Consider the following 23,779-nt stretch of genomic DNA (forward strand, 5'->3'; position numbering starts at 1 on the left):
ACACAAAGGACATTGAGAGTGAACACCATCGAACGACTGCAAGCCCTGTTTCCCGACGAAAGCGCCGTACCGGCCGACTGCCAGATCCTCGCCCCGCTGCACCAGCGCACCCTGCTGGTGAACGGCCAGCTCAAGATGTGGCACGGCGAGACGCGCGCCGTGCTGTCGCCGGTCTACACCCGCCAGCCCAACGGCGAACTGGCCCGCGTCGAGATCGGCAGCATCCCGGTCACCGGCAAGGAAGAAGCCGACGAAGCGCTGGCCGCCGCGGTGGCCGCCTACGACAACGGCCGCGGCGCCTGGCCCACCATGTCGGTGGCCGAACGCATCGGCTGCGTCGAGGAATTCACCCGCCAGATCCTGGCCAAGCGCCGCGAGATCGTGAACCTGATCATGTGGGAGATCGGCAAGAGCCTGCCCGACTCCGAGAAGGAATTCGACCGCACCATCGTTTACATCAAGGACACCATCGATGCGCTGAAGAAGCTCGACAACGACAACTCGCGCTTCCAGATCGTCGACGGCACCATCGGCCAGATCCGCCGCTCCCCGCTCGGCATCACGCTGTGCCTGGGGCCGTACAACTACCCAATGAACGAAACCTTTACCACGCTGATCCCGGCGCTGATCATGGGCAACGTGGTACTGCTGAAGCCGCCCAAGTTCGGCACGCTGCTGTACTACCCGATGCTCGAAGCGTTCCGCAGCGCCTTCCCGGCCGGGGTGATCAACACCGTGTACGGCAAGGGCTCGGAACTGGTGCCGCACCTGATGAGCAGCGGCAAGATCAACGTGCTGGCGCTGATCGGCTCCAGCCGCGTGGCCGACCAGCTCAAGAAGGCGCACCCCAAGTCCAACCGCCTGCGCGCGGTGCTCGGGCTTGATGCCAAGAACGCCGCCATCATCCTGCCCGACGCCGACCTGGACCTCGCGGTGAAGGAATGCATCGCCGGCTCGCTGTCGTTCAACGGCCAGCGCTGCACCGCCATCAAGATGATCCTGGTACACCAATCCGTCGCCGAATCCTTCCTGCGCCGCTTCAGCGAGGCGGTCAACGCGCTCAAGGTCGGCATGCCGTGGGAAAAGGGCGTGATGGTGACGCCGCTGCCGGACCAGGAAAAGTGCCGCTACCTGACCGAGTGCGTCGAGGACGCCAAGGCCAAGGGGGCCAAAGTGATCAACGAGGGCGGCGGCAAGGTGGCCGAGACGCTGTTCCACCCGGCGGTGGTGTTCCCGGTCAAGGAAGGCATGAAGCTGTACCGTGAGGAACAGTTCGGCCCAGTGATCCCGGTGGCGCCGTTCGAGGACATCGAGGACGCGCTGGACTACGTGATCAGCTCGGACTACGGCCAACAGGTGAGCCTGTTCGGCACCGACCCGCACCAGATCGCCGCGCTGGTCGATCCGCTGGTGAACCAGGTCTGCCGCGTGAACATCAACTGCCAGTGCCAGCGCGGTCCGGACGTGTTCCCGTTCGCCGGGCGCAAGGATTCGGCGGAGGGGACGCTGTCGGTGCACGACGCACTGCGCGCCTTCTCGATCCGCTCGATGGTGGCGGCGAAAGAGACCGAGGCGAGCAAAAAGCTCTTGGATGCGATTGTGTTGTCGAATGAGTCGAACTTCATCAATACGCGCTTCATTCTGTAAGCTGCATGAGACAGCCCTCCAGCCTGGCCGATGCCCGCCTGGAGGGCCTTTTTCCGCAACCCTGTCGACTCGGCAGGGTTTCTGTTTTTGCAAGGACTAGCCCATGCCCCATCCCCTACGCGTCGGACTGGTCGGTTACGGCAGCGCCGCCAAGACCTTCCACGCCCCGCTGATCGTCGCCACCCCTGGTCTCGAGCTGGTCGCCGTCAGCAGCCGCCGGCCGACCGAGGTGCGCGCCGAGCGCCCGTCGCTCGAGGTCGAAGCGACGCCCGAGGCGCTGTTCGCGCGCGCCGACATCGACCTCGTCGTCATCCCGACCCCGAACGAGACCCACTACCCGCTGGCGCGTGCCGCGTTGATGGCGGGCAAGCACGTGGTGGTGGACAAGCCGTTTACCGTCACCGTGGCCGAAGCCCGTGAGCTGGAGGCGCTGGCGCGAGAGGCCGATCGCGTGTTGTCGGTGTTCCACAACCGGCGCTGGGACGCCGACTTCCTGACGCTGAAGGCGCTGCTCGATGAGGGCCGGCTCGGCCGTGTGGTGCAGTTCGAGTCGCACTTCGACCGTTACCGCCCGGAGGTGCCGCAGCGTTGGCGCGAGAGCGCGGCGAGCGCCGGGTCCGGGCTGTGGTACGACCTGGGGCCGCACCTGATCGACCAGGCGCTGTGCTTGTTCGGCCACCCCTTGGGCGTCACTCTGACCCGTGCCACGCTGCGCGACGGCGCCGAGGTGGACGACTACTTCCACGCGCTGCTGCGCTACGACCGGCTGCAGGTGATCCTGCACGCCAGCACGCTGACCGCCGAGCCGGGGGCGCGCTTCGCCGTGCACGGCACCGCCGCGAGCTACCTCAAGCATGGGCTCGACGAGCAGGAAGCCACGCTCAAGGCCGGGCTGTTTCCGCCGTCGGCCGACTGGGGCACGGACCCGCGCGACGGCACGCTCACCATCTGGTGCGACGGCCAGCCTCGTCACAAAACCGTGCCGACGCGGCGCGGCGACTACCCTGCCTACTACGCGGCGCTGCGCGACGCCATCCGGTACGGTGCGGCCAACCCGGTGCCGGCCGCCGACGCCATCGCCGTGATGCGCGTGATCGAGGCCGGCTGCTTGAGCGCCGCCGAGGGGAGGGAGGTGCCGTTCGCCACCGAGGGGGCTGTCGCATGAGCCAGTTTGACATCGAAGCCGACCTCGCCCGCATCACCCTGCAGGAGGCGCGGTTGCAGTTCAGCCATTTCGACGGCGCCACCGCCTGGGAGCTGGGATGCCGGCTCAAGACTGCTGCCGAGGCGCGGAGTGCCGCGCTGGCGCTCGAGATCCGGCTCGCCGGCCAGACGGTGTTCTTCCACGCGATGGCCGGCACCACCCCGCTCAATGCCGACTGGGCGCGGCGCAAGCGCAACCTGGTCGAGCTGCAGCACAAGAGCTCCTACGCCATCGGCTTGGCTTTGCAGCGCGACGGCCAGACGCTGGAAACCAAGCTCGGGCTCGCCACGCGCGACTATGCCGCGCACGGCGGCAGCTTTCCGCTGCGCCTGGCTGGCTGTGGCTGCATCGGCACCATCACCGTTTCCGGCCTGCCGCAGCGCGAGGATCACGCGCTGATCATCTCGGTGCTGGCGGACTGCCTCGGCCTGCCGCTGGCCGAGCTGGCGCTGGATTGAACCCTCAAGCCCGCCCACTGCGGCCGCAGCAAAAAGCCCGTCTTCGCGACGGGCTTTTTTGCGGGCCAGCGGTGGCTTAGGCTTCCTGCGGCTGTGCCTGGCTCGGTTTCGCCGGTGCCGGGGTGGGCTCCGGCTCGGCGCCGTTCACCTGACGGTAGAACGCGATCAGCCTGGCGGTCGAGCTGTCGTGCTCGGCCGGGCCGCGTTTGCCGGAGAGTTCGGCGTGGATGGTCTTGGCGAGCTGCTTGCCCAACTCGACTCCCCACTGGTCGAAGCTGTTGATGCCCCAGATCGCGCCCTGCACGAAGATCTTGTGCTCGTAGAGCGCGATCAGCGCGCCCAGGTGGCGCGGGTCGAGGCGGGTCATCAGCAGGGTGTTGGAGGGGCGGTTGCCGCCGAACACCTTGTGCGGCACCAGCTTTTCCAGCGCTTCGCCCTTCAGCCCCTGTGCCGCCAGCTCGGCGCGCACTTCGTCCGCGGTCTTGCCGCGCATGAAGGCCTCGGCCTGGGCGAACAGGTTGGCGAGCAAAATCTCGTGGTGGCCGGGCAGCGAGCTGCGGTTCTCCAGCGAGGCGATCAGGTCGATCGGCGAGGTGTGGGTGCCCTGGTGCAGCAGCTGGAAGAAGGCATGCTGGCCGTTGATGCCGGTCTCGCCCCAGATGATCGGCGCGGTCTCGAAATCCACCGGCTGGCCGTCGCGCAAGGTCTGCTTGCCATTCGATTCCATGTCCAACTGCTGGATGAAGGCCGGCAGGCGGTGCAGGTACTGGTCGTAGGGTGCGATCACATGGCTGCCGCCGCCGTAGAAGTTGATGTACCAGATGCCGATCAGCGCCAGGATCACCGGCATGTTGGCTTCCAGCGGGGCGTTGCGGAAGTGCTGGTCCATGCCGTGCGCACCGTCCAGCAGGTCGAGGAAGCTCTCCTCGCCCAGGTAGAGCATGATCGGCAGGCCGATGGCCGACCACAGGCTGAAACGGCCTCCCACCCAGTCCCAGAACTCGAACATATTGGCCGGGTCGATGCCGAACTCGGCCACCGCCTGCTTGTTGGTCGACACCGCGACGAAATGCTTGGCCACCGCCGCCTCATCGCGCGCCTGGCGCAGGAACCACTCGCGCGCGGTCAGGGCGTTGGTCAGGGTTTCCTGGGTGGTGAAGGTCTTCGATTCGATCACGAACAGCGTGGTCTCCGGATGCACGCGCTTGAGCGTTTCCTTGAGCTGCGAGCTGTCGACGTTGGAGACGAAGTGCATGTTCATGCGCGGGTGGGCGTAGGGGCGCAGCGCCTGGCACACCATCAGCGGGCCCAGGTCCGAGCCGCCGATGCCGATGTTGACGATGTCGGTGATCGGCTGGCGGGTGTAGCCCAGCCACTCGCCGGAACGCACCGCATGGGCGAAGCGCCCCATGCGCTCTAGCACCGAGTTGACCTTGGGCATGACGTCCTCGCCGTCGACCAGCATCGGCGTATTGGCCCGGTTTCTCAGCGCCACGTGCAGCACGGCGCGGCCCTCGGTGCCGTTGATCTTGTCGCCGCGGAACATCGCCTCGATCTGTTCGGGCAGGCCGGCTTCTTCGGCCAGTTGCAACAGCAGGGTCAGGGTCTGGTCGCTGATGCGGTTCTTGGAGTAGTCGAGGGTCAGGCCCTCGGCCTGCAGCCAGTAGCGCTCGGCGCGCTCGGGGTCGGCTGCGAACAGCTCGCGCATGTGCCAGTCGCGTGCGCGAGAAAAGTGGTTCCACAGTGTGCGCCAGGCCGGCAGTTGGGTGAGCTTGCTCACAGTCTCTCCTTGATTCGGAAGTCTCGACACAAGTCGGATAAACATGACATGAGAACCCGGGCCGGCTCTTGGACCGCCCCGGGTTTTCGCGGCTTTAGAAGCTGTGGTGCATGCCGATCACCAGCTCGCTGCTGGCGCGGTCATCGGTGTTCACCTTGCTGCGCAGGTATTCCGCCAGCAGTGCGGTGCGCTTGGAGAGGTCGTAGCTGGTGCCCAGCACGAACTCGTTTCGACGCTTGTCGCTGTCGTACTTGTAATTGTTGGTACGCATCACCGAGGCGCGCAGGGCGAGGCGGTCCGGCTTGTACTCGGCCAGCAGCATCAGGCTCTTCTGGGTCGCCGGGTCGGCCGGCACAGAGGTCAGGCTGCCGATCGACGTGGCGGTGGTCGACAGCTTGGACTGGTTGTATTCCGCCGCCAGCGTCAGCCCTTGCAGCGGCGTCAGCTTGCCGGCGGCGACCCAGTCGGTGGCGTGGCCGGCGTTGGCGTAGGGGGTGACCGAACCATCGCCAGTGACTAGGTCCTGGCGGCTGTAGCCGGCGTGCAGACCGTAACTGGCGCCTTCGAAGTTGGCGCCCAGTGCCCAGGCGTTGCCGGCGGTGTTCCCGCTCCCCTTCTCGCCGGCCGCCCAGCTGGCGGCGGCGTTGAACTGGCCGAACTTGGGCGTTTCGTACTTGATCGCGCCCTTCTGCCCGCCGGCATCACCCAGGCCGATCACGCCACCGATGCCGCGGTCCGGACCATGGTCGCCGAGATCGAAGAAGTTGGCCTTCCAGTAGCCGTCGCCGTAGGCGTTGATGCCGTGCCCCAGCTTGACCGCGCCGAAGGCGCCCGACAGGCCGACGAAGGTGTCGCCGGAGGCGAAGGTGTCACCGGACTGGCTGCCGTCCAGATGCACGTTGTTGTTCATCTGCCAGATGGCCTTTAGCCCGTCGCCGAGATCCTCGCTGCCGACAAAGTCGATTTCGGAACCGAAGTCCTTGACGCCGTTCACATGGGTGCCGTCGACATTGCTCTTGCGCTGTACACCGGCTTCCATCTTGCCGATGATGCGGACGTCCGCCAGAGCGGCACCGGAAAACAGCGACAGTACGGCAGTAGCCAGCACGACGTTTTTCACGTTCATGGTTTTGGTTTTCATATTTCTCCTCCGTTCTCTTATGTAAAAAGGCACTACACAAGATGGGCACTCACCCATCATTTCTTCTTTGCAAGACTTTCGAACAGGCTCTTTTCGGCCATGACTCGGTAATGGGGGCGGGTGTTACTCCTCCGGCACGTCCAGGCCCAAGGCCCGGTGAATCTGGTGCGCCACCCCGGCCTCGTCGTGATGGCCGGCTTGGGCCACCTCGGGCAGCAGGGCGGTGAGGCGCGGACTGGCGTTGGCCATGCGGAACGGGTGGCCGACGCTTTGCAGCATCTCCACGTCGTTGAGGCCGTCGCCGAACGCGGCGCACCGTTCCGGCTCCACGCTGAGCCGCGCCAGCAGGCGGGTCAGCGCGCTGCCCTTGTTGACGCCGGGGGCCATCACCTCGAGGTAGTCGGGACGGGAGTAGGTCAGCGCCAGCTCGGCGCCGAAGCGCTGGCGGACCACCGCCTCGATCTCGGCCAGCCGCGCCGGCGGCGCGGTGTACATCAGCTTGGCCACGCCGTGGCCCGGATGCTGCGACAGGTCGTCGCACAGCTCGGAAAAGCCGGTCTCGGCATCGCGGTGGACGTAGCCGGAGTGCAGGCAGCACAGTCCGCCGTCGTCGAGATAGAGGCTCAGGCGCGTGCCGCGCGCCAGTTCCGGCTGCACCAGCTCGCGCACGTGCGCAGCCGGCACGTCGTCGGCGTAGAGCAGCGCTCCGTCGCTGCCGTGCACGCGGGCGCCGTTCGAGGTGATCAGGCTGACCGGCAGCTCCAGTCCGGCGATCAGGCGCCGCACGTCGAGCACATGGCGGCCGGTGGCGATGATCAGGTGGACGCCGCGTTCAGCGGCGGCGCGCAGCACGGCGGTGGTGAACGGGGTGATGGTCTCGCCGGCATCCAGCAGGGTGCCGTCGAGGTCGGAGGCGATTGCAGCGTACATGGCGGTTCTCATGGCGAAAGGGGTGGGGCTAGGCCAGCGCCGCCCCGGGTGTCACGGTGGCCAGCAGGGCTTCCACTTCGGCGCGGCTCGGCGGATGCGCGCCGGCATGCATGCAGGCGGCCGCGGCGGTAGCGGCGGCGAAGGGCAGGGCTTCCGCCGTGGCGGGGGCATCCAGCGTGGCCACGATCCAGCCCGCCAGGCTGGCGTCGCCGGCGCCGACGGTGTCCGCCACCGTGACCGAGAAGGCCGCCTGCCGGGTGGCCTGCTGCGCGGTGAGCAGGCGCAGGCCCTTGGCGCCCTCGGTGTAGAGGATGCGCAGCGTCGGGTTCCACTCGAGCAGGGTGGCGAGCGCCGCCTCGGTGGTGCAGTCGGGCAGCAGCTGCGCCAAGTCCTCGTCGGACACCTTGATGTCGCTCGCCAGCCGGACCATTTCCTCGAAGGTGGTGCGGTAGCCGGCGTCCATCAGGTTGCGCCAGTTGGGGTCGAAGGTGATGCGCTTACCCGCCGCGCGGGCGGCGCGGGCGATGGCCAGCAGGCGGCCGGCCAGCGGCTCGCGCACCAGGCTGATGGAGCCGAAGTGGATTACCTCGGCCGCCTCCAGCCAGCCCGCCGGCAGATGCCCGGGGTCGAACGCCAGATCGGCCGAATCGCCGCCGGCGAAGAAGTAGCGCGGCGGGTGCTGCGACGGTACCAGCGCCAGGAACGGCGGCTTGGCGGCGCGCTGCAAAAAGCGCGGGTCGAGCCCGATGGCCAGCGTCGCTTCGGCCAGTTCCTCGCCCAGATCGTCCTCGCTCACCGCGCCGGCGAAGGCCGCCGGTACGCCGAGGCTGGCGACGGCGCGCGCCACGTTCCAGCAGGCGCCGCCGACGCGGCTGTGCCAGACGCCGGGGGCGGTTTGCAGAAAATCGGTGAGTGCCTCACCGAACACGACCACGCGGGGCAGTGGCTTCGTCATATCCTTACTCCACATCGAATCAGTTGATACCGCTTTGCTTCTGGCGCCACTTGTCCAGCATCACCGCCAGCACGATCACCGCGCCTTTGGCCACGTACTGCCAGAACGACGACACGCCGAGGATGGTCAGGCCGTTGTTCATCACGCCGATGATCAGCGCGCCAACCACCGTGCCCCAGATCGAGCCGACCCCGCCCATCAGGCTGGTGCCGCCCAGCACCACGGCGGCGATGGCGTCGAGTTCGTAGCCGGTGCCCCAGTTGCCGTTGGCGCCGTACAGGCGGCTGGCCGACATGGCGCCGGCGAGACCGGCGAACAGCCCGCTGATCGAATACACGAACAGGAGCACGCGGTTGACCTTGATGCCGGTAAGGCGCGCCGCCTGCGGGTTGCCGCCCACCGCGTAGATGTGCAGGCCGAGCACGGTGCGCTTGAGGATGAACCAGGAGGCCACCACCACGGCGGCGGCGATCCAGACCAGCCAGGGCAGCGCGAACAGGTCGCCGTTGCCGATCCACTCGAAGCTCGGGATGTCGCTGTTGAGCACCGTGGTGCCGTCGGCGAACAGATAGGCCGCGCCGCGCAGCGCGGTCATGGTGCCCAGCGTGACGACGAAGGGGTTGATGCCGAGCTGCGCCACCATCGAGCCGTTCAGCACGCCCATCGCCAGGCCGGTGACGATGAAGGCGGGCAGGGCCAGCATCGGCGCGTGGCCGGGCAGCGAGGTCAGCATGCCCAGCACCGCCGCCACCGCCAGCATCGAGCCCACAGAGAGGTCGATGCCGGCGGTCAGGATGACGAAGGTCATGCCCGAGGCCAGCACCAGGTTGATCGAGGTCTGGCGCAGGATGTTGAGGGTGTTGTCCAGCGTCATGAAGTTGGTGCTGCCGTCCTCGCTGAAGTGCAGCGTCAGTAGGTAAAACGCGGCGTACAGCACGATCAGCACCGGCAGCATGCCGACCTTGCCGTAGAGCTGGCCCAGGCTGAAGCCGGATGGCCGGGCTTGAGGGAGCGTACCCGCCGGGGTGTTCGGGCTTGAGGAATTCATCGTGTCTCTCCTTCGTATTCTGTGTGGTGCGTCACGCCGCCTGGTGGTGGGTGGCGAGCGTCATGATCGCTTCCTGGCTCACGGCGTCGCCCGCGAGTTCGCCGGCGAGGCTGCCTTCACGCATCACCAGCACGCGGTGGCAGACGCCGATCACCTCGGGCAGTTCGCTGGAGATGCAGATCACCGCCACCCCCTGTGCCGCAAGCTCGTGGATGATGCGGTAGATCTCCACCTTGGCGCCGATGTCCACGCCGCGCGTCGGCTCGTCGAGGATCAGCACCTTGGGCTTGATCGCCAGCCAGCGCGCCAGCAGCAGCTTCTGCTGGTTGCCGCCGGACAGCCCGCCGACGATGCCCTCGGTGCCGGACACCTTGACCGCCAGCCGGTCGATGGCCTGCTGCGTCAGCTTCTTCAGCGCCGGGTGGTCGAGCACACCGGCGCGGGCATGCTGGCCCAGCACGTTCATCGTGGTGTTGGCGGTGGCGGAGAGCTGCAGGAACAGGCCCTGGCCCTTGCGGTCCTCGGGCAGGTAGCCGATGCCGAGGCGGATCGCGTCGAGCGGCTCGCGGATGTTGACTTCGTTCCCGTCGAGCAGGATGCGCCCAGCGGTCTTGGCATCGGCGCCGAAGATCAGGCGCGCGAGCTCGGTGCGCCCGGCACCGACCAGCCCGGCCAGACCCAGCACCTCGCCGGCGTGCACTGCGAACGAGGCCGGGCGCACTTTATGGCCGCACAGGCCCTGCACCTCGAGCTTGACCGCGCCGACGCTGGCCGCGTCCTTGTGCTGGTAGAAGTCGTCGAGCGGACGCCCCACCATCATCTGCACCACCTTCTGCGGCGTGCTCTCGGCGCGCGTCATGCTGCCGACGTAGGCTCCGTCGCGCAGCACCGCGATGCGGTCGGCCAGACGGTTGACCTCCTCCATGCGGTGGCTGATGTAGATCAGCGCGATGCCGTCGTCGCGCAGCTGGCGGATCACCTCGAACAGCCGCTCGCTCTCGCGGTCGGACAGCGCGGCGGTCGGTTCGTCCAGGATCAGCACGCGGCTGTCGTGGATCAGGGCGCGGGCGATCTCCACCTGCTGCTGGTCGGCGATACCCAGGCGGTGCGCCGGCGTGGTGGCCGAGAAGCGCGCACCGAGCCGGGCCAGCACCTCCTCGGCACGGCGGTTCATCGTGTCGTGATCGACGCGGCCGAAGCGGGCGCGCGGCTCGGCACCCAGGAAGATGTTCTCGGCCACGGTCAGGTTGGGGGCGACCGCCAGTTCCTGATAGATCAGGTTGATGCCGGCGGCGCGCGCGTCAGCCGGTGAGGCGATGCGCACCGGTTTGCCGTCCAGCCGGATCTCGCCCACGTCCGGCTGATAGACGCCGGACAGGATCTTCATCAGCGTGCTCTTGCCGGCGCCGTTCTCGCCCATCAGCGCCAGCACCTCGTGGCGGTGGGCGGTGAGCTGGACCTGGTCCAGCGCCTTGTTGGCGCCGAAGCGCTTGCTGATGCCGGTCATTTCCAATGCGATTGAGCTCATTGCGACTCCTGGTTCACCCCGGGGGTGACGGCGGAGGGCGCTGACGACGCGCCCCCCGCGTTGCTCGGAACCGGTTCGCACGGCGGCAGGCAGGCCGCCGCACGAGCCGGGGCTCAGTGCTTGGTCCAGCCGGCGTAGCTGGCGACGTTGGCCTTGGTCACGGCCGGGGTCGGCAGCAGGGTCTCCGCCTTGGCCGGGCGCTTGCCGTTGAGGATGTCGTAGCCGATCTGTACCGCCATCGTCGCCATGGTGTACGGGTTCTGCGCGGTGGAGACGGCGAACAGGCTCTTCTTGTCCTTGAGCGCCTTCTCGGCGTCCGGGGCGCCGTCCACAGCGGCGATCAGCTTCACGTCGCTACGGCCGGCCTGCTTCACCGCCAACTCGGCGCCGATGGCGGAGGGGTCGTTGATGGCGAACACGGCGTCGATCTTCTTGTGCGCGGTCAGCAGGTTGGCCATGGTTTCCATGCCGCCATCGCGGCTGCCGCGGGCGTCCTGGTTGTCCGACAGCACCTTGATGCCGGGGAAGCGGCCCAGCGCCTGCTTGCAGCCCGCCACACGGGCGGTGACGGCGGTGACCGGCGGGCCGTTGACGATCACCACGTTGCCCTTGCCGCCTAGCTGCTGCGCCATGAACTTGCAGGATTCCGTACCGGCCATGGCGTTGTCGGACATCACCGTGGCGTCGGCGCCGACCGCACCCACGTCCACTGCCACCACGGCGATGCCGGCGGCGCGCGCCTTCTTCAGCACCGGCTCGATGCCCATGGGATCGGCGGCGTTGACCAGGATCACGTCCACCTTGTTGGCGATGAAGTTCTCGATCTGGCCGACCTGAGTGTTGAGGTCGTACTTGCTGGAGACCGTGGTCACCTTGACGCCGGGGCCGCCGATTTTCTTGGCGGCATCCTCGGCGCCCTTGCCGATGGCGACGAAGAAGGGGTTGGCGAGGTCGCCGACGGCGACGCCGACCGATTTCAGCGGACGGGCGGCGAAGGAGGGGGCGGCGAGGCTGGCCAGTACGGCGGCGGTCAGTACGGTGTAGCGAATGTTCATGGTGTCTCTCCTGGTCGATGCGTTGTGTGTGTTGATGCGACTGAACGTACTTTTGCTACATGGTGATGCAGGGTCGGCGCCAAGTGTCGGCGCGTAGTTAATGGGTTTTAACGGCGTAGGGCTCCCCCTGGCGTCGTGCTGGACGCCATTTTGATGCCATGCGGTTGTAGATAAATTACATGCCGGGCCCAAAAAAAAACCGCCGTGTCCCCCGCCCGCCGGTCGGAACCGGGCAGGGCGGGGCGGCTGCGTCAGGTCAGGCCTGCAGGGGCTTCTTCAAGAGGCGCAGCAGCACGGCGGTGGTGACGGTGCCGGCTACCAGCGCCACCAGGTACATGCCCAGGTGGCTGACGGCGTTGGGGATCGGCAGCACGAAGATGCCGCCGTGCGGAACCTTCAGCTCGGCGCCGGCCGCCATCGAGATCGCACCGGTCAGAGCGGAGCCGGCGATCAGCGCCGGGATCACACGCAGCGGGTCGCGCGCGGCGAACGGGATGGCGCCTTCGGTGATGAAGGAGATACCCAGCACGCCCGCGGCCTTGCCGGCTTCGTGCTCGTCGGCGGTGAAGCGGTCACGGAACAGCAGGGTGGCGAGCGCGATGCCCAGCGGCGGGGTCATGCCGGCGGCCATGGTCGCAGCCATCGGGGTGTACACTTGGCTCGCGATCAGGCCGGTGCTGAAAGCGTAGGCCGCCTTGTTGAGCGGGCCGCCCATGTCGAAGGCCATCATCGCGCCCAGCAGCGCACCCAAGAGCAGCGCGCTGCTGCCCTGCATGCCCTTGAGCCATTCGGTCAGCGCGGCCAGCACGGAGGCGACCGGGGTGCCGACCACGTAGATCATCAAGAGGCCGACCAGCAGCGAGCCCAGCACCGGCAGGATCAAGACGGGTTTCAGGCCGTCGAGGTTGCGGTGCAGCTTGATGTGGCGGTTGAGCCAGTCGGTGCCGTAGCCGGCGATGAAGCCGGCGATGATGCCGCCCAGGAAGCCCGAGCCCAGGCTCGCGGCCAGCATGCCGCCCACCATGCCCGGGGTGATGCCGGGGCGGTCGGCGATGGAGTAGGAGATGTAGCCCGCCAGTGCCGGCACCATCAGCGCGAAGGCCGACTTGGCGCCGATCTGGAACAGCGCCCAGGCCAGCGTGCCCTTGTGCGCGTCGTCGAAGGCGTAGATGCCGCCGAGAGCGAAGGCGATGGCGATCAGGATGCCGCCCGCCACCACGAAGGGCAGCATGAACGACACACCGGTCATCAGGTGCTTGTAGGGGCCGGTGCGCTGGGCCTTGGCGGCCTCGCCCGGTGCGGCCTGGGTCGAGGCGCTCGCTGCCTTGGCCGGAGCGTGCTCGCTGGCCTCGGCGATGGCGCGTTTTACCAGTGCGGCACCGTCATGGATGGCGGCCTTGGTGCTGGTCTTGAAGAGGCGCTTGCCGACGAAGCGGCTGGTGTCCACCTGGGTGTCGGCGGCGATGATCACCAGATCGGCACGACGGATCTCATCGTCGCTCAGGGTGTTCTGCGCCCCGACCGAACCCTGGGTCTCGACCTTGACGTGGTGGCCCAACTGCTTGGCGCCCTGGGTCAGGCCCTCGGCCGCCATGAAGGTATGGGCGATGCCGGTAGGGCAAGAGGTGATGGCGACGATCTCGAGCGCGGCGCTTGCGGCCTGGGCGGGGGCCGCCGGCTTGGCCGAGTCCTGCAGCGCGCTGGCGATCACGGCATCGGCATCGGCCAGCACCGCTTCCAGCGTGGCGACGTGGCAGCCGCGCAGCGCGAAGCGCTCCGACTCGGCCTCGCCCTCGCCGACCAGCACGATGGCGTCGGCGCGGTGGATCAACTCATCGGCCAGGCGCGCCTGCACCCCATGCGTGCTGCGCGTTTCGATGTCGATGCGGTGGCCGAGGCGCTCGGCGCCATGGCGCAGAGCCTCGCCGGCGAGCAGGGTGTGGGTGGTGCGTTCCGGGCAGGATACCACTGCCAGTAGGTGTGCCATCTGTGTCTCCTCTATCACGGTGATACGGGTTTGCCCCGCTTTTCGTTGTGCTGCTCTGTTTGATGCGTTGCGGCGCTCAGGCGCCCAGTTGCGCCAGGTCCACGCGCGCGGCCAGCGCTTCCACTTCGTCCACCGCTGGCAGGTGCGGGCCGACCTGCGCCAGCTTACCGGCGGCAAAGGCCACCGCCAGCCGCGCCGTGTCGGGGGCGCTGCGTCCGCCGTAGCGGGCGGCGATCAGGCCCGCCACCAGTGCGTCCCCGGCACCCACGGTGCTGGTCAGCGCCACCTTGGGCGGACGCGCCAGCCAGATGCCCTCGGCACCGGCGAATAGCGCGCCTTCCTCGCCCAGCGACACCACCACCTCGGCGATGCCGCGTGCGCGCAGCCGCGCCACCTCGTCGCCGACCGCGTCCAGCGTGGCCAGCTCGCGGCCGACCAGTTGTTCCAGCTCGTGCCGGTTGGGCTTGATGCAGGCGGGCAGGGTAGCCACGCCGTCGGCCAGGGCGGTGGCGAGCGCCGCGCCGCTGCTGTCGAGTACCACGTGCGCGCCGTGCTGGCGCAGCCGGCCGATCAGCACCGCATAGCTGTCCTCCGCCAGCCCGGCGGGCAGGCTGCCCGCCAGCACGAAGCAGCGTCCCGGTTCGGCCAGGTCGTCGAGCTGCTGCAGCAGCGCCTCGAAGGTGGCAGCGTCGACCGGATGACCGGGCAGGTTGACATCGGTGGTGCTGTTGTCCGAGCCATCCACCAGCTTGATGTTGACGCGCGTGGCACCGTCGTGACGCACGAAGCGGTCGTTGATGCCCTTGTCGGCAAAGAGCTGCTCGAACGGCGTGGCGTTGTCGCGGCCGAGGATGCCGGTGGCGATCACCGGAATCTCCCAGTCGGCCAGGCAACTGGCGACGTTCACCCCCTTGCCGCCGGCGTTGATCTGCGACGAACGCGCCACGTTGACCGCGCCCGGGTTCAGGCGGTCGAGCATGACGGTCTGGTCGATCGCCGGGTTGAGCGTGACGGTGACGATGGGGCGGGTCATTCCGCGTCTCCTTCCAGCGCGCGCACGTCGGCGGCGCTGTCGCAATCGAGCGCCTGGCGGGCGAGCTCCAGCAGCGTGCTGTGGGTGGCGGCGCGCAGCCGCGCCTTCACCGCCGGGATGTCGCGCGGGCTCATCGACAGCTCGCTCACACCCAGCCCGGTGAGGATGGCCGCGCCGAGCGGATCACCGGCCAAGCCGCCGCACACGCCCACCCACACCTGGTGGCGGCGCGCGCCTTCCACGGTCTGCTGGATCAGACGCAGCACCGCCGGGTGCAGGCTGTCGGCCTCGCGCGCCAGTTCCGGGTGCTGACGGTCGATCGCCAGCACGTATTGGGTGAGGTCGTTGGTGCCGATCGAGAAGAAATCGACGTGTTCGGCCAGGCGGTCGGCCATCGCCGCCACCGCCGGCACTTCCACCATGATGCCCAGCGGCACCTGCGGCGCGTTCAGCTCCTGGCGGATACGCTCGCAGTGGGCGCGCAGCGTGCGCACTTCGTCCAGCGACGTGATCATCGGGAACATGATCGACATCGGGCCGTGCGCCGCGGCACGGTACAGTGCGCGCAGCTGCGGTTCCAGCAGATCCGGGCGGCGGAGTTGCAGACGCGCGCCGCGCACGCCGAGGAAGGGGTTCTCCTCGTGCGGCAGGTCGAGGTAGGGCACCTGCTTGTCGCCGCCGATGTCGAGGGCGCGGATGATCAGCGTGCGGCCTTGCAGCGCCTCGATCATGGCGCGGTAGGTGGCGTATTGCTCCTCCTCATCCGGCGCGGTGTCGCGCTCGAGGAACAGGAATTCGGTGCGCATCAGGCCGACGCCCTCGGCGCCGGCGGACAACGCCTCGGCGACTTTTTCCGGGCGGTTGACGTTGGCGGCGATCTCCACGCGGTGGCCGTCGCGGGTCTGCGCCGGCAGCGCGCGGTCGGCAGCCTGACGCGCGTCGCGCTCCTGCTGCTCGGCCAGCCAGCGGCGGGCGGAGGCGAGGTCTTGTTCGGACGGGTCGAGATAGAGCCGGCCGCCATGGCCGTCCAGGATCACCGTGGTGCCGTCCGGCACGTCGAGCAGCGCGGCACCGCCGGCCACCAGCGCCGGCAGGCCCAGAGTGCGCGCCAGGATCGCGGTATGCGAGGTCGGGCCACCCTGGGCGGTGCACAGGCCGAGGGTGCGCGTCACGTCCAGCGTAGCGGTGTCGGATGGGGCCAGGTCGGGGGCGATCAGGATGGTCTCGCCGTTGCCGTTGACGCCGCTGCTGCCGGTATCGGCGCTCGGGTCGAGCTTGGCCAGCACGCGGCGACCGACGTCGCGCAGGTCGGCGGCGCGCGCCGCCAACAGCGGGCTGCCCAGCGCCGCCAGACGGCCGGCCTGCTGCTCGATGGCCTGCTGCCAGGCCCAGGCCACGCCGTGGCCCTGCACCATGATGCGGCAGGTCAGCGTAATCAGTTCGCTATCGTTCAGCAGTTCGGCCTGGGCGCGGAAGATGCCGGCTTCGGCGGTGCCGAGACGGCGCGCAGTATCGACTGCCAGCCCTTCCAGTTCCTCGCGGGTGGCGACCAGCGCCGCTTCCAGCGCCACGCCGCCGTCAGCCAGCGGGCCGGGGCGGTCGGCGACGTTGACGGCATGGGCGCGCAGTTGGCGCGTGGTGCCGATGGCGAGACCGGGGCTCGCGCTGATGCCGCCGATCGAGGGCAGTACGCCTGCCGGCGCCCAGCCCTGGCGGTTGGCGTTCTTCTGCTTCAGCGCCGCGGCGGCGGCATCGGCCTGCTCCTGCGCGGTGATGCGGGTCATCACGTCGCGCAGCGTGGCCAGCGCCTGCTCGGCTTCCGGACCGGTGGCCGAGACGTGCAGCTCGTGGCCGTGCTGCAGGCCCAGTTGCAGCAGGCCGATCAGGTTCTTGCAGTCGGCGCTTTCCTGGTGATTGCGCACCAGCACGTCGGCGTCGAAGCGGCGCGCCGTCTCCACCCACAGTGTGGCGGGGCGGGCGTGCAGGCCGTTGGGGTATTCCATGGTCCAGCTGAAATGGTGCTCGTAGTCGGCGACCGTTGCCGTCGCCACGGCCACTTCGGCCACGACGGCGTCCTCGGCCAGTGCCGCCAGCAGCGGGGCCGGGTCGTTGGTGCCGAACAGCGTTTGCAGCTGTTGCTCGTCCTGCAGCAGGCGGGTGAGGCGGCGCAGCACCGTGATGTGCTCGTCGGACTGGGCGGCGATGGCGACCACCAGATGCACGCGCTGGCCCGGGTTCCACTCCAGACCGCCCGGAATCTGCAGCACCGCCACGCCGGTGTGGCGGATCAGGTAGCGGTCTTCGATCATGCCGTGCGGAATGGCGACGCCATGGCCGAGGAAGGTGTTGGCGACGGTCTCACGGCGCAACAGGCTATCGATGTAGGCCGGGTCGATGTAGCCGGCCGAAGCCAGCAGGTGCCCTGCCTCGGCGATGGCGCCGTTCTTGTCGGCGGGGCTCGCCCCGAGCCGGACCAGTTCGGCCGGGATCAGCGGAAGTGCCATGGTGTCTCCTCAGTTCTTTGGCGGAATCGGTCTTGGTCTTGGCTGTCTTGTGGCACCGGCTTGGTGCATGGCGGCGTGACCGACTCTTCATTGATGTGAGGCAATTGAAATCGATTACATTCCGGCTGTCAATCGCTCCGTATCAACAAAGTGCGAGGAAATCCTTGGCAGTGGCCAATTTTGATACACCCATGCGCCAATAAGGGGCTTGCGTAGTGACGCGATTTCAGCGACGATCACGCGCAATACAGGAAATCGTTATCAGGACACCATGAACGCCAAGATCAAGGATGTCGCCGCCGCCGCCGGGGTCTCCGTCGCTACCGTCTCACGGGCGCTGGGCAGCGGGCCGGTCAGTGAGGCCTTGCGCCTGCGCGTCGAAGAGGCTGCCAAGCAACTGGGCTACCGGCCCAACCTGTCGGCGCGCCGGCTGCGTTCGCAGCACACCCAGACCGTCGGCCTGATCGTGTCGGACATCCGCAACCCCTTCTTCACCGCGGTCAGCCGCGCCGTCGAGGACGCCGCCTACCAGGCCGGCATGCGGGTGATCCTGTGCAACACCGACGAAAACCCGGACAAGGAAGCGATGTACCTGCGGCTGATGGAGGAAGAGCGCGTCAGCGGCGTGATCTTCTCGCCCACACGCGACACCGCGCGCCGCCTGCGTCCCGACGCCTACAATTTCCCGGTGGTGATGATCGACCGTGCCGGCCCGGCCGGGCAGGCCGATGCCGTGGTGCTGGACAACCGGCTGGCGGCGGGGCAACTGGTCGAGCACCTGCTGGCACGGGGTTACCGCCATATCGGCGGCCTGTTCGGCAATACCAGCAGCACCGGCGCCGAGCGCCATGCCGGTTTCGAGGCGGCGCTCAAGGCGCACGGACTGGAAGGGGAAGGGCGCTTTGTCGCCCCCACCGCCGAGGCGGCCGAAGCCACGGTGGCGCGCTGGCTGGCCGAGGAGCGGCGTCCGGACGCGCTGATCGCCAGCAACGGCCTGCTGCTCTTGGGCACCCTGCGCGCCCTGCAGGGCGCCGGACTGTCCGCCCCGGCCGACATCGCGCTGGCGGGCTTCGACAACGATGTCTGGACCAGCCTGGTCGGCAACGGTGGCCTGACCGTGATCGAACAGCCGGTCTACGAGATCGGCCGCACCGCGATGGACATGCTGCTGAGCCGCTTGGAAGACCCCACGCTCAGCATCCGCAGCGTGGTGCTCGCCGGACGGCTGCTGGTGCGCGGCTCGACCGGCCAGCGGGTCGACGGTTAGCGCGGGAGCGGCATCCTCCAATAACCCGAAACCCCCGCTGGAATGCATTTCCCGCGGGGGTTTCGTCTGTTCGGGACTCGAAAGGCCGTCGCCCGTTTACTTCGGCTTGACGTGCTCCGCCACCGAGGCTTCCTGGCCGAAGAACACGCCGCGCGTCGAGTAGGTGTAGTTCGCCTCCGCCTGCATCAGTCCCACCAGCACCAGCAGGCACAAGGGCGGGATCAGGATGGCGTAGACCAGTGCCAGCCGCTCCCAGCGCATGTGCATGAAGACGCTGACGATCAGCCCCGCCTTGAGCAGCATGAAGGCCACGATCAGAAACCAGCGCAGAAAGCCCTGGATGTGGAAGTAATCGACCAGATAGGACAGGGTGCTGAGCACGAACAGCAGGCCCCATACCTTGAGATAGAGGCCGATCGGGTGTTGCTGGCCGGAGGCGTGTTCCATGGCGTCACCTCACCACAGGTAGAAGAACGCGAAGATGAAGACCCACACCAGATCGACGAAGTGCCAGTACAGGCCGGCGATTTCCACGATCTGGTAGTTGCCGCTCTTTTCGTAGCGTCCGGCCAGCATCCTGAGTGCGACGATGATCAGATAGATCACCCCGGCGCTGACGTGAAGCCCGTGAAAGCCGGTGATCATGAAGAAGGTCGAGCCGAACTGCGCCGCGCCCATCGGATTGCCCCACGGCCGCACGCCTTCCTCGACGATCAGCTTGGTCCATTCGAAGGCCTGCATGCCGACGAAGGTGGCGCCCAGTGCTGCCGTGGCCAGCATCAGCGCCGCGCTCTTCACCCGGTCGCGGCGGTAGCCGAAGTTGACCGCCATCGCCATGGTGCCGCTGCTGCTGATCAGGATGAAGGTCATGATGGCGATCAGGATCAGCGGGATCGGCGTGCCGCCGATGCTGAGCGCGAACACCTCGCTGGGATTGGGCCAGGGCACGGTGGTGGACATCCGCACCGTCATGTAGCCGGTCAAAAAGCAGCCGAAGATGAAGGTGTCGCTGAGCAGGAACACCCACATCATCGCCTTGCCCCAGGAAACCTTGAAAGCCTCGCGGTCGGCGGACCAGTCGCTGACGATGCCCTGCCAGCCGCCGGCTGCCGGGAGCGGGTCGTTGGGAGGAGACAGCGTGTGCTTTGCCATGGGCGTGCCTCGCGTAAAGGGGCCATCGAATCTGCAGCCAGCGGCGTCGCCTCGTTCAGGACGGGCACGCATCCGTCGGCCGGCGCAGGGCCGGTGTTGCAACACCCCCTTGTAGCAGGTCACATCATGCGGGCGGCCGCTCGCTGGCGGCGCCCGCCAAGCCGCTTCAGAAACGGCGGCATATCTCTTGTATGGTGGCTGGCGGAATCAGGAACAGCAAGCCGAACAGCACCAGCCACAGCGCCAGCAGGAAGTGCCAGTAACGGGCGCACAACTGCACGGCCAGGGCGGCATCCTCGCTCAGCCCATCGCGCCAGACCCGCCGTGCGGTCAGACCCCAGGCCACCAGCCCGCCGATCAGGTGCAGGCCGTGCAGCCCGCTCAACAGGTAGAAGAAACTGCTGGCCGGGCCGCTGGTGAGCGCGTAGTCCAGCGCGGTCAACTGCCGCCACAGCCACAGCTGCCCGCCGAGGAAACCGAGCGCCAGCACGCCGCCCAATAACAGGCCGGTCTTCATCCCGCCAAGCTGCCCGCGCCGGCCGGCCTGCCGGGCCCACTGCAGGGCCGCGCTGCTTGCCGCCAGCAGCGCCGTGTTCAGCCACACCGTCGGCAGCGTGGGCAGGCGCTGCCAATCGGCGTAATCCATGCGCGCGATGTAGGCATGCAGGAACTGCGCGAACAGCACCGTCACCACCGCCATGAACACCCACAGCGCCACCTTGGCGGCCGCCGGCCGGCTGTCCCGCTCCCCGGCGTGCCGGGCATCGTCCCGGGCTACCGTCATGCTCATTTCCGCCTCCCCCGCGACGGAGCGGGCCTCGCAGACGCGAACACATCATCGTCCCCGCCGCCCGCCACGGCGCTGTTCTGCGGCACGAAGTCCTGCGCCATGCCCGGCACGCTGTAGTCGTAGGCCCAGCGGTAGACCACGGGCTGCTCCGGCCCCCAGTTGCCGTGCCCCGGCGGCGTCTCGGGCGTCTGCCATTCCAGCGTGGTGGCCCGCCACGGGTTGCCGCCGGCCGGCTTGCCGCGGAAGGCGCTGTGCACCAGGTTGTAGAGGAACGCCAGCTGCGACACCCCCACGATCAGCGCCGCCACCGTGATGAAGGCGTTGAGCTGCTGCGCCGAGGCGGGGATGAAGGCGTAGTTCTCGTAGGCGTAGTAGCGCCGCGGCATGCCGAGTATCCCGAGGTAGTGCATCGGGAAGTAGATGGCGTAGGTGCCGACGAAGGTCACCCAGAAGTGGAACTTGCCCAGGGCATCGTTCAGCATCCGCCCGGTCACCTTCGGATACCAGTGGTAGATGCCGCCGAAGATCACCAGGATGGGCGAGACCCCCATCACCATGTGGAAGTGGGCGACCACGAAATAAGTGTCGGAGAGCGGGATGTCCACGCTGACGTTACCGAGGAACAGCCCGGTCAGGCCGCCGATCAGGAAGGTGCTGATGAAGCCGATGGCGAACAGCATCGGTACCGACAGGTGGATGTTGCCCTTCCACAGCGTCAGCACCCAGTTGTAGACCTTGATCGCGGTCGGCACCGCGATGATCAGCGTGGTGGTGGCGAAGAAGAAGCCGAAATAGGGGTTCATCCCGCTCACGTACATATGGTGTGCCCATACCACGAAGCTCAGCGCGCCGATCGCGACGATCGCCCACACCATCATGTGGTAGCCGAAGATCTTCTTGCGCGAATGGGTGCTGATCAGGTCGGAGACGATGCCGAAGGCGGGCAGGGCGACGATGTACACCTCGGGGTGGCCGAAGAACCAGAACAGGTGCTGGAACAGGATCGGGCTGCCACCCTTGTAGCTGAGCGCTTGCCCCATCGAGACGATGGCCGGCATGAAGAAGCTGGTGCCCAGCACCCGGTCGAACAGCAGCATCACCCCGCTGACGAACAGGGCAGGAAAGGCCAGCAAGGCCATGATGGTGGCGACGAAAATCCCCCACACCGTCAGCGGCAGGCGCATCAGTGTCATGCCGCGGGTGCGCGCCTGCAGCACCGTGATCACGTAGTTCAGGCCGCCCATGGTGGCAGCCACGATGAAGATCACCAGCGAGGTCAGCATCAGGATGATGCCCCAGTCGAAGCCCGGTGTGCCGGGCAGGATCGCCTGCGGCGGGTACAGCGTCCAGCCGGCGCCGGTCGGGCCGCCGGGCACGAAGAAGCTCGCCATCAGCACCAGCACCGCCAGCAGGTAGACCCAGTAGCTCAGCATGTTGAGGAAGGGGAACACCATGTCGCGCGCCCCCACCATCAGCGGGATCAGGTAGTTGCCGAAGCCGCCGAGGAACAGCGCGGTGAGCAGGTAGATCACCATGATCATGCCGTGCATGGTGACGTACTGGTAGTAACGGTTGGCGTCGATGAAGTCGAAATACCCGGGGAATCCCAGCTGCAGCCGCATCAGGTTCGACAGCACCAGCGCCACCAGCCCGACGGCGATCGCGGTGATGGTGTACTGCACCGCGATGACCTTGTGATCCTGGCTCCAGACATACTTGGTCCAGAAACTGTGCGGCTCGTGATGCTGTTCCGCTTCGGGGTATGCCATCGTACCCTCCTTAAAGTGCTGTTGCGTGACCGGATCAGGGTTGTCCGGCCGCCGCCACGTTCTTGCCCGACAGGGTTTTCATATAGGCCAGCATGGCGGCCATTTCCGCCTCGTTCAGGCTGGCCGGGGGCATGATGGGCTGGTAGCCCTGCACCACCTTGGCGTTGGGGGTGCGGATCGACTCGGCGAGGTAGGCCGGGTCGACCGTGACCTTGCTGCCGTCGGCCAGCGTTTCCGTCTTGCCGTACAGGTCTTTCCAGGTGGGGCCGACGCCGGGGCTGCCGTCGGCGCTGTGGCAGGCGACGCAACCGCGGCTCTGGGCCAGCAGCTTGCCCTGGGCGGCCAGATCGGCGCCGGCCGGAGCCGCCGTCTTGACCGCCGCGCGGGTAAAGGTCGGTTGTGCGGCCAGCCACGCCTGGAACGCCGCCTCGTCCTCCACCACGATGTGGCCGCGCATGTTGAAGTGGCCGACGCCGCACAACTCGGCGCAGAGGATCTCGAAGCGCCCGGTCCTGGTGGGGGTGAACCAGAAATAGGTGACCATGCCCGGCACCAGATCCATCCGGGCCCGGAACTGCGGCACGTAGAAGTCGTGCAGCACGTCCTGCGAGCGCAGCAGCACCTTGACCGGCTTGTCGACGGGCAGGTGCACTTCGGAAGACTGGATCAGGACGTCGTCCCGGCCGCGGGGGTCGTTGGGGGCGAGGCCGAACGGGTTGTCCGGGCTGATGTAGCGGTTGTCCGTGATGCCCAGCACGCCATCCTTGCCGGGGAAGCGGAAGCGCCACTGCCATTGCTGGCCGACGGCCTCGACCACCTGCGCCTGCGGGGGCGGGGAGATCAGGTCCGCGTAAACGAACAAGCCGGGAGCCAGCATGGCCACGATACCCAGCGAGGTCAGTCCGGTCAGCCACCATTCCAGCTTCTTGTTTTCAGGGTCGTGGGCGGCGCGGTGTCCCTCGCGCTGGCGGAAGCGCAGCAGGCAATAGGCGACGAACAGGTTGATGGCGATGAACACCCCGCCGGTGATCACCAGGGTGATCAGCAGCGTGTCGTCGATCAGCTTCCAGTTGGAGGCCAGCGGCGTGAGCCACCACGGGCTCAGGAAATGAAACAGGACGGCGGCGGCGATCAGCGCCATCAAGACGATTGCGAGTGCCATAGGGGTATCGGTCCTGCGTTGTTCTCCTCGCGGAAACATGCCGGTCCGGCAGGGGAGACGGCATTCAACAGACCGTGGACTCCCGTGATGGAGGGCAGGCGAGCGGCCGGCCGGCTTCTTCGTGACAGGCAGCCCTTCCGGGCGAGCAACGCGTCCCTGTCTGACGCGGTAGTCGATCAGCGGTCTGCCGGATTTGTCCGTGGCTGGCGGATTATTGCTGCACAGCGCGTAAAGGCCGGTCGGCCCGCTATTCCAATGGTTTCAACTTAGCACATTGTGGGCAAAGGGCACGGTCACGATAGGGGTTTGGCCCGCAGCCTGCCGGGTTCGTGCCAGGGCGGGCACCGGGGCGCTGGCCGATGTCGGTTG

19 protein-coding genes are annotated in these 23,779 nt (G+C 67.6%); 4 read left to right on the plus strand and 15 right to left on the minus strand.

Going from position 1 to position 23,779, the window contains the following annotated elements; genetic code table 11:
* Positions 1–18: 18 nt before the first annotated feature.
* The 3 genes from PSEMAI1_RS0105430 (at position 19) to PSEMAI1_RS0105440 (ending at position 3,309) form a co-directional block, all read left to right on the plus strand.
* Entirely contained in the window at positions 19–1,647 is a 1,629-nt protein-coding gene (locus PSEMAI1_RS0105430; protein ID WP_024301889.1) for an NADP-dependent glyceraldehyde-3-phosphate dehydrogenase, read from the plus strand.
* A 103-nt stretch (positions 1,648–1,750) separates the two neighbouring features.
* Complete coding sequence (locus PSEMAI1_RS0105435; protein WP_024301890.1) at positions 1,751–2,812, plus strand: oxidoreductase; 1,062 nt, start codon at positions 1,751–1,753, stop codon at positions 2,810–2,812.
* On the plus strand, positions 2,809–3,309 hold the full coding sequence (locus PSEMAI1_RS0105440) for a heme-degrading domain-containing protein (RefSeq protein WP_024301891.1): 501 nt from the start codon (positions 2,809–2,811) through the stop codon (positions 3,307–3,309). The genes PSEMAI1_RS0105435 and PSEMAI1_RS0105440 overlap by 4 nt, the downstream gene beginning before the upstream one ends.
* Positions 3,310–3,385: 76 nt before the next feature.
* Here PSEMAI1_RS0105440 and pgi read toward each other — a convergent pair whose 3' ends face one another.
* From pgi to ptsP, 10 genes are all read right to left on the minus strand, one after another.
* Complete coding sequence (pgi, locus tag PSEMAI1_RS0105445; protein ID WP_024301892.1) at positions 3,386–5,089, minus strand: glucose-6-phosphate isomerase; 1,704 nt, start codon at positions 5,087–5,089, stop codon at positions 3,386–3,388.
* A 94-nt stretch (positions 5,090–5,183) separates the two neighbouring features.
* Complete coding sequence (locus tag PSEMAI1_RS0105450; RefSeq protein ID WP_024301893.1) at positions 5,184–6,230, minus strand: porin; 1,047 nt, start codon at positions 6,228–6,230, stop codon at positions 5,184–5,186.
* A gap of 123 nt (positions 6,231–6,353) precedes the next feature.
* Positions 6,354–7,160 (minus strand): Cof-type HAD-IIB family hydrolase, encoded by an 807-nt coding sequence (locus PSEMAI1_RS0105455; RefSeq protein ID WP_024301894.1) that lies wholly within the window; start codon positions 7,158–7,160, stop codon positions 6,354–6,356.
* Positions 7,161–7,188: 28 nt separating this feature from the next.
* Positions 7,189–8,115, minus strand: coding sequence for a carbohydrate kinase (locus PSEMAI1_RS0105460; RefSeq protein ID WP_024301895.1), 927 nt, complete (start codon positions 8,113–8,115; stop codon positions 7,189–7,191).
* Positions 8,116–8,134: 19 nt separating this feature from the next.
* Positions 8,135–9,163 carry a ribose ABC transporter permease gene (locus PSEMAI1_RS0105465; RefSeq protein ID WP_024301896.1) on the minus strand — a complete coding sequence of 343 codons (1,029 nt, stop codon included), beginning with the start codon at positions 9,161–9,163 and terminating at the stop codon, positions 8,135–8,137.
* Between the two features lie 31 nt (positions 9,164–9,194).
* Entirely contained in the window at positions 9,195–10,691 is a 1,497-nt protein-coding gene (locus PSEMAI1_RS0105470) for a sugar ABC transporter ATP-binding protein (RefSeq protein ID WP_024301897.1), read from the minus strand.
* A 113-nt stretch (positions 10,692–10,804) separates the two neighbouring features.
* Positions 10,805–11,746: an ABC transporter substrate-binding protein gene (locus PSEMAI1_RS0105475; RefSeq protein WP_024301898.1), complete on the minus strand. Its 942-nt coding sequence runs from the start codon at positions 11,744–11,746 to the stop codon at positions 10,805–10,807.
* A 256-nt stretch (positions 11,747–12,002) separates the two neighbouring features.
* Positions 12,003–13,733: a PTS fructose transporter subunit EIIBC gene (locus PSEMAI1_RS0105480; protein ID WP_024301899.1), complete on the minus strand. Its 1,731-nt coding sequence runs from the start codon at positions 13,731–13,733 to the stop codon at positions 12,003–12,005.
* A 76-nt stretch (positions 13,734–13,809) separates the two neighbouring features.
* The gene (gene pfkB / locus PSEMAI1_RS0105485; RefSeq protein ID WP_024301900.1) at positions 13,810–14,766 is read right to left on the minus strand and encodes a 1-phosphofructokinase; all 957 of its coding nucleotides are present in this window, start codon (positions 14,764–14,766) and stop codon (positions 13,810–13,812) included.
* Positions 14,763–17,270, minus strand: coding sequence for a phosphoenolpyruvate--protein phosphotransferase (gene ptsP, locus PSEMAI1_RS0105490; RefSeq protein WP_024301901.1), 2,508 nt, complete (start codon positions 17,268–17,270; stop codon positions 14,763–14,765). The genes pfkB and ptsP overlap by 4 nt, the downstream gene beginning before the upstream one ends.
* A 271-nt stretch (positions 17,271–17,541) precedes the next feature.
* Between ptsP and PSEMAI1_RS0105495 the strand changes: the two genes are divergently transcribed.
* On the plus strand, positions 17,542–18,537 hold the full coding sequence (locus tag PSEMAI1_RS0105495; protein WP_024301902.1) for a LacI family DNA-binding transcriptional regulator: 996 nt from the start codon (positions 17,542–17,544) through the stop codon (positions 18,535–18,537).
* Between the two features lie 96 nt (positions 18,538–18,633).
* Here the strand turns inward: PSEMAI1_RS0105495 and PSEMAI1_RS0105500 are convergent, their stop codons facing one another.
* From PSEMAI1_RS0105500 to PSEMAI1_RS0105520, 5 genes are all read right to left on the minus strand, one after another.
* On the minus strand, positions 18,634–18,984 hold the full coding sequence (locus PSEMAI1_RS0105500; RefSeq protein WP_024301903.1) for a cytochrome C oxidase subunit IV family protein: 351 nt from the start codon (positions 18,982–18,984) through the stop codon (positions 18,634–18,636).
* Positions 18,985–18,993: 9 nt separating this feature from the next.
* Positions 18,994–19,689, minus strand: coding sequence for a heme-copper oxidase subunit III family protein (locus tag PSEMAI1_RS0105505; RefSeq protein ID WP_024301904.1), 696 nt, complete (start codon positions 19,687–19,689; stop codon positions 18,994–18,996).
* Between the two features lie 166 nt (positions 19,690–19,855).
* On the minus strand, positions 19,856–20,479 hold the full coding sequence (locus tag PSEMAI1_RS0105510) for a cytochrome c oxidase subunit 3 (protein WP_232219843.1): 624 nt from the start codon (positions 20,477–20,479) through the stop codon (positions 19,856–19,858).
* Positions 20,476–22,248 (minus strand): cytochrome c oxidase subunit I, encoded by a 1,773-nt coding sequence (gene ctaD / locus PSEMAI1_RS0105515; protein ID WP_024301906.1) that lies wholly within the window; start codon positions 22,246–22,248, stop codon positions 20,476–20,478. Before ctaD ends, PSEMAI1_RS0105510 begins: the two co-directional genes overlap by 4 nt.
* A 34-nt stretch (positions 22,249–22,282) precedes the next feature.
* Positions 22,283–23,410: a cytochrome c oxidase subunit II gene (locus PSEMAI1_RS0105520; RefSeq protein ID WP_024301907.1), complete on the minus strand. Its 1,128-nt coding sequence runs from the start codon at positions 23,408–23,410 to the stop codon at positions 22,283–22,285.
* Positions 23,411–23,779 lie beyond the last annotated feature (369 nt).

Origin of the sequence: Pseudogulbenkiania sp. MAI-1 (assembly GCF_000527175.1) — a bacterium.
Lineage (GTDB): Bacteria > Pseudomonadota > Gammaproteobacteria > Burkholderiales > Chromobacteriaceae > Pseudogulbenkiania.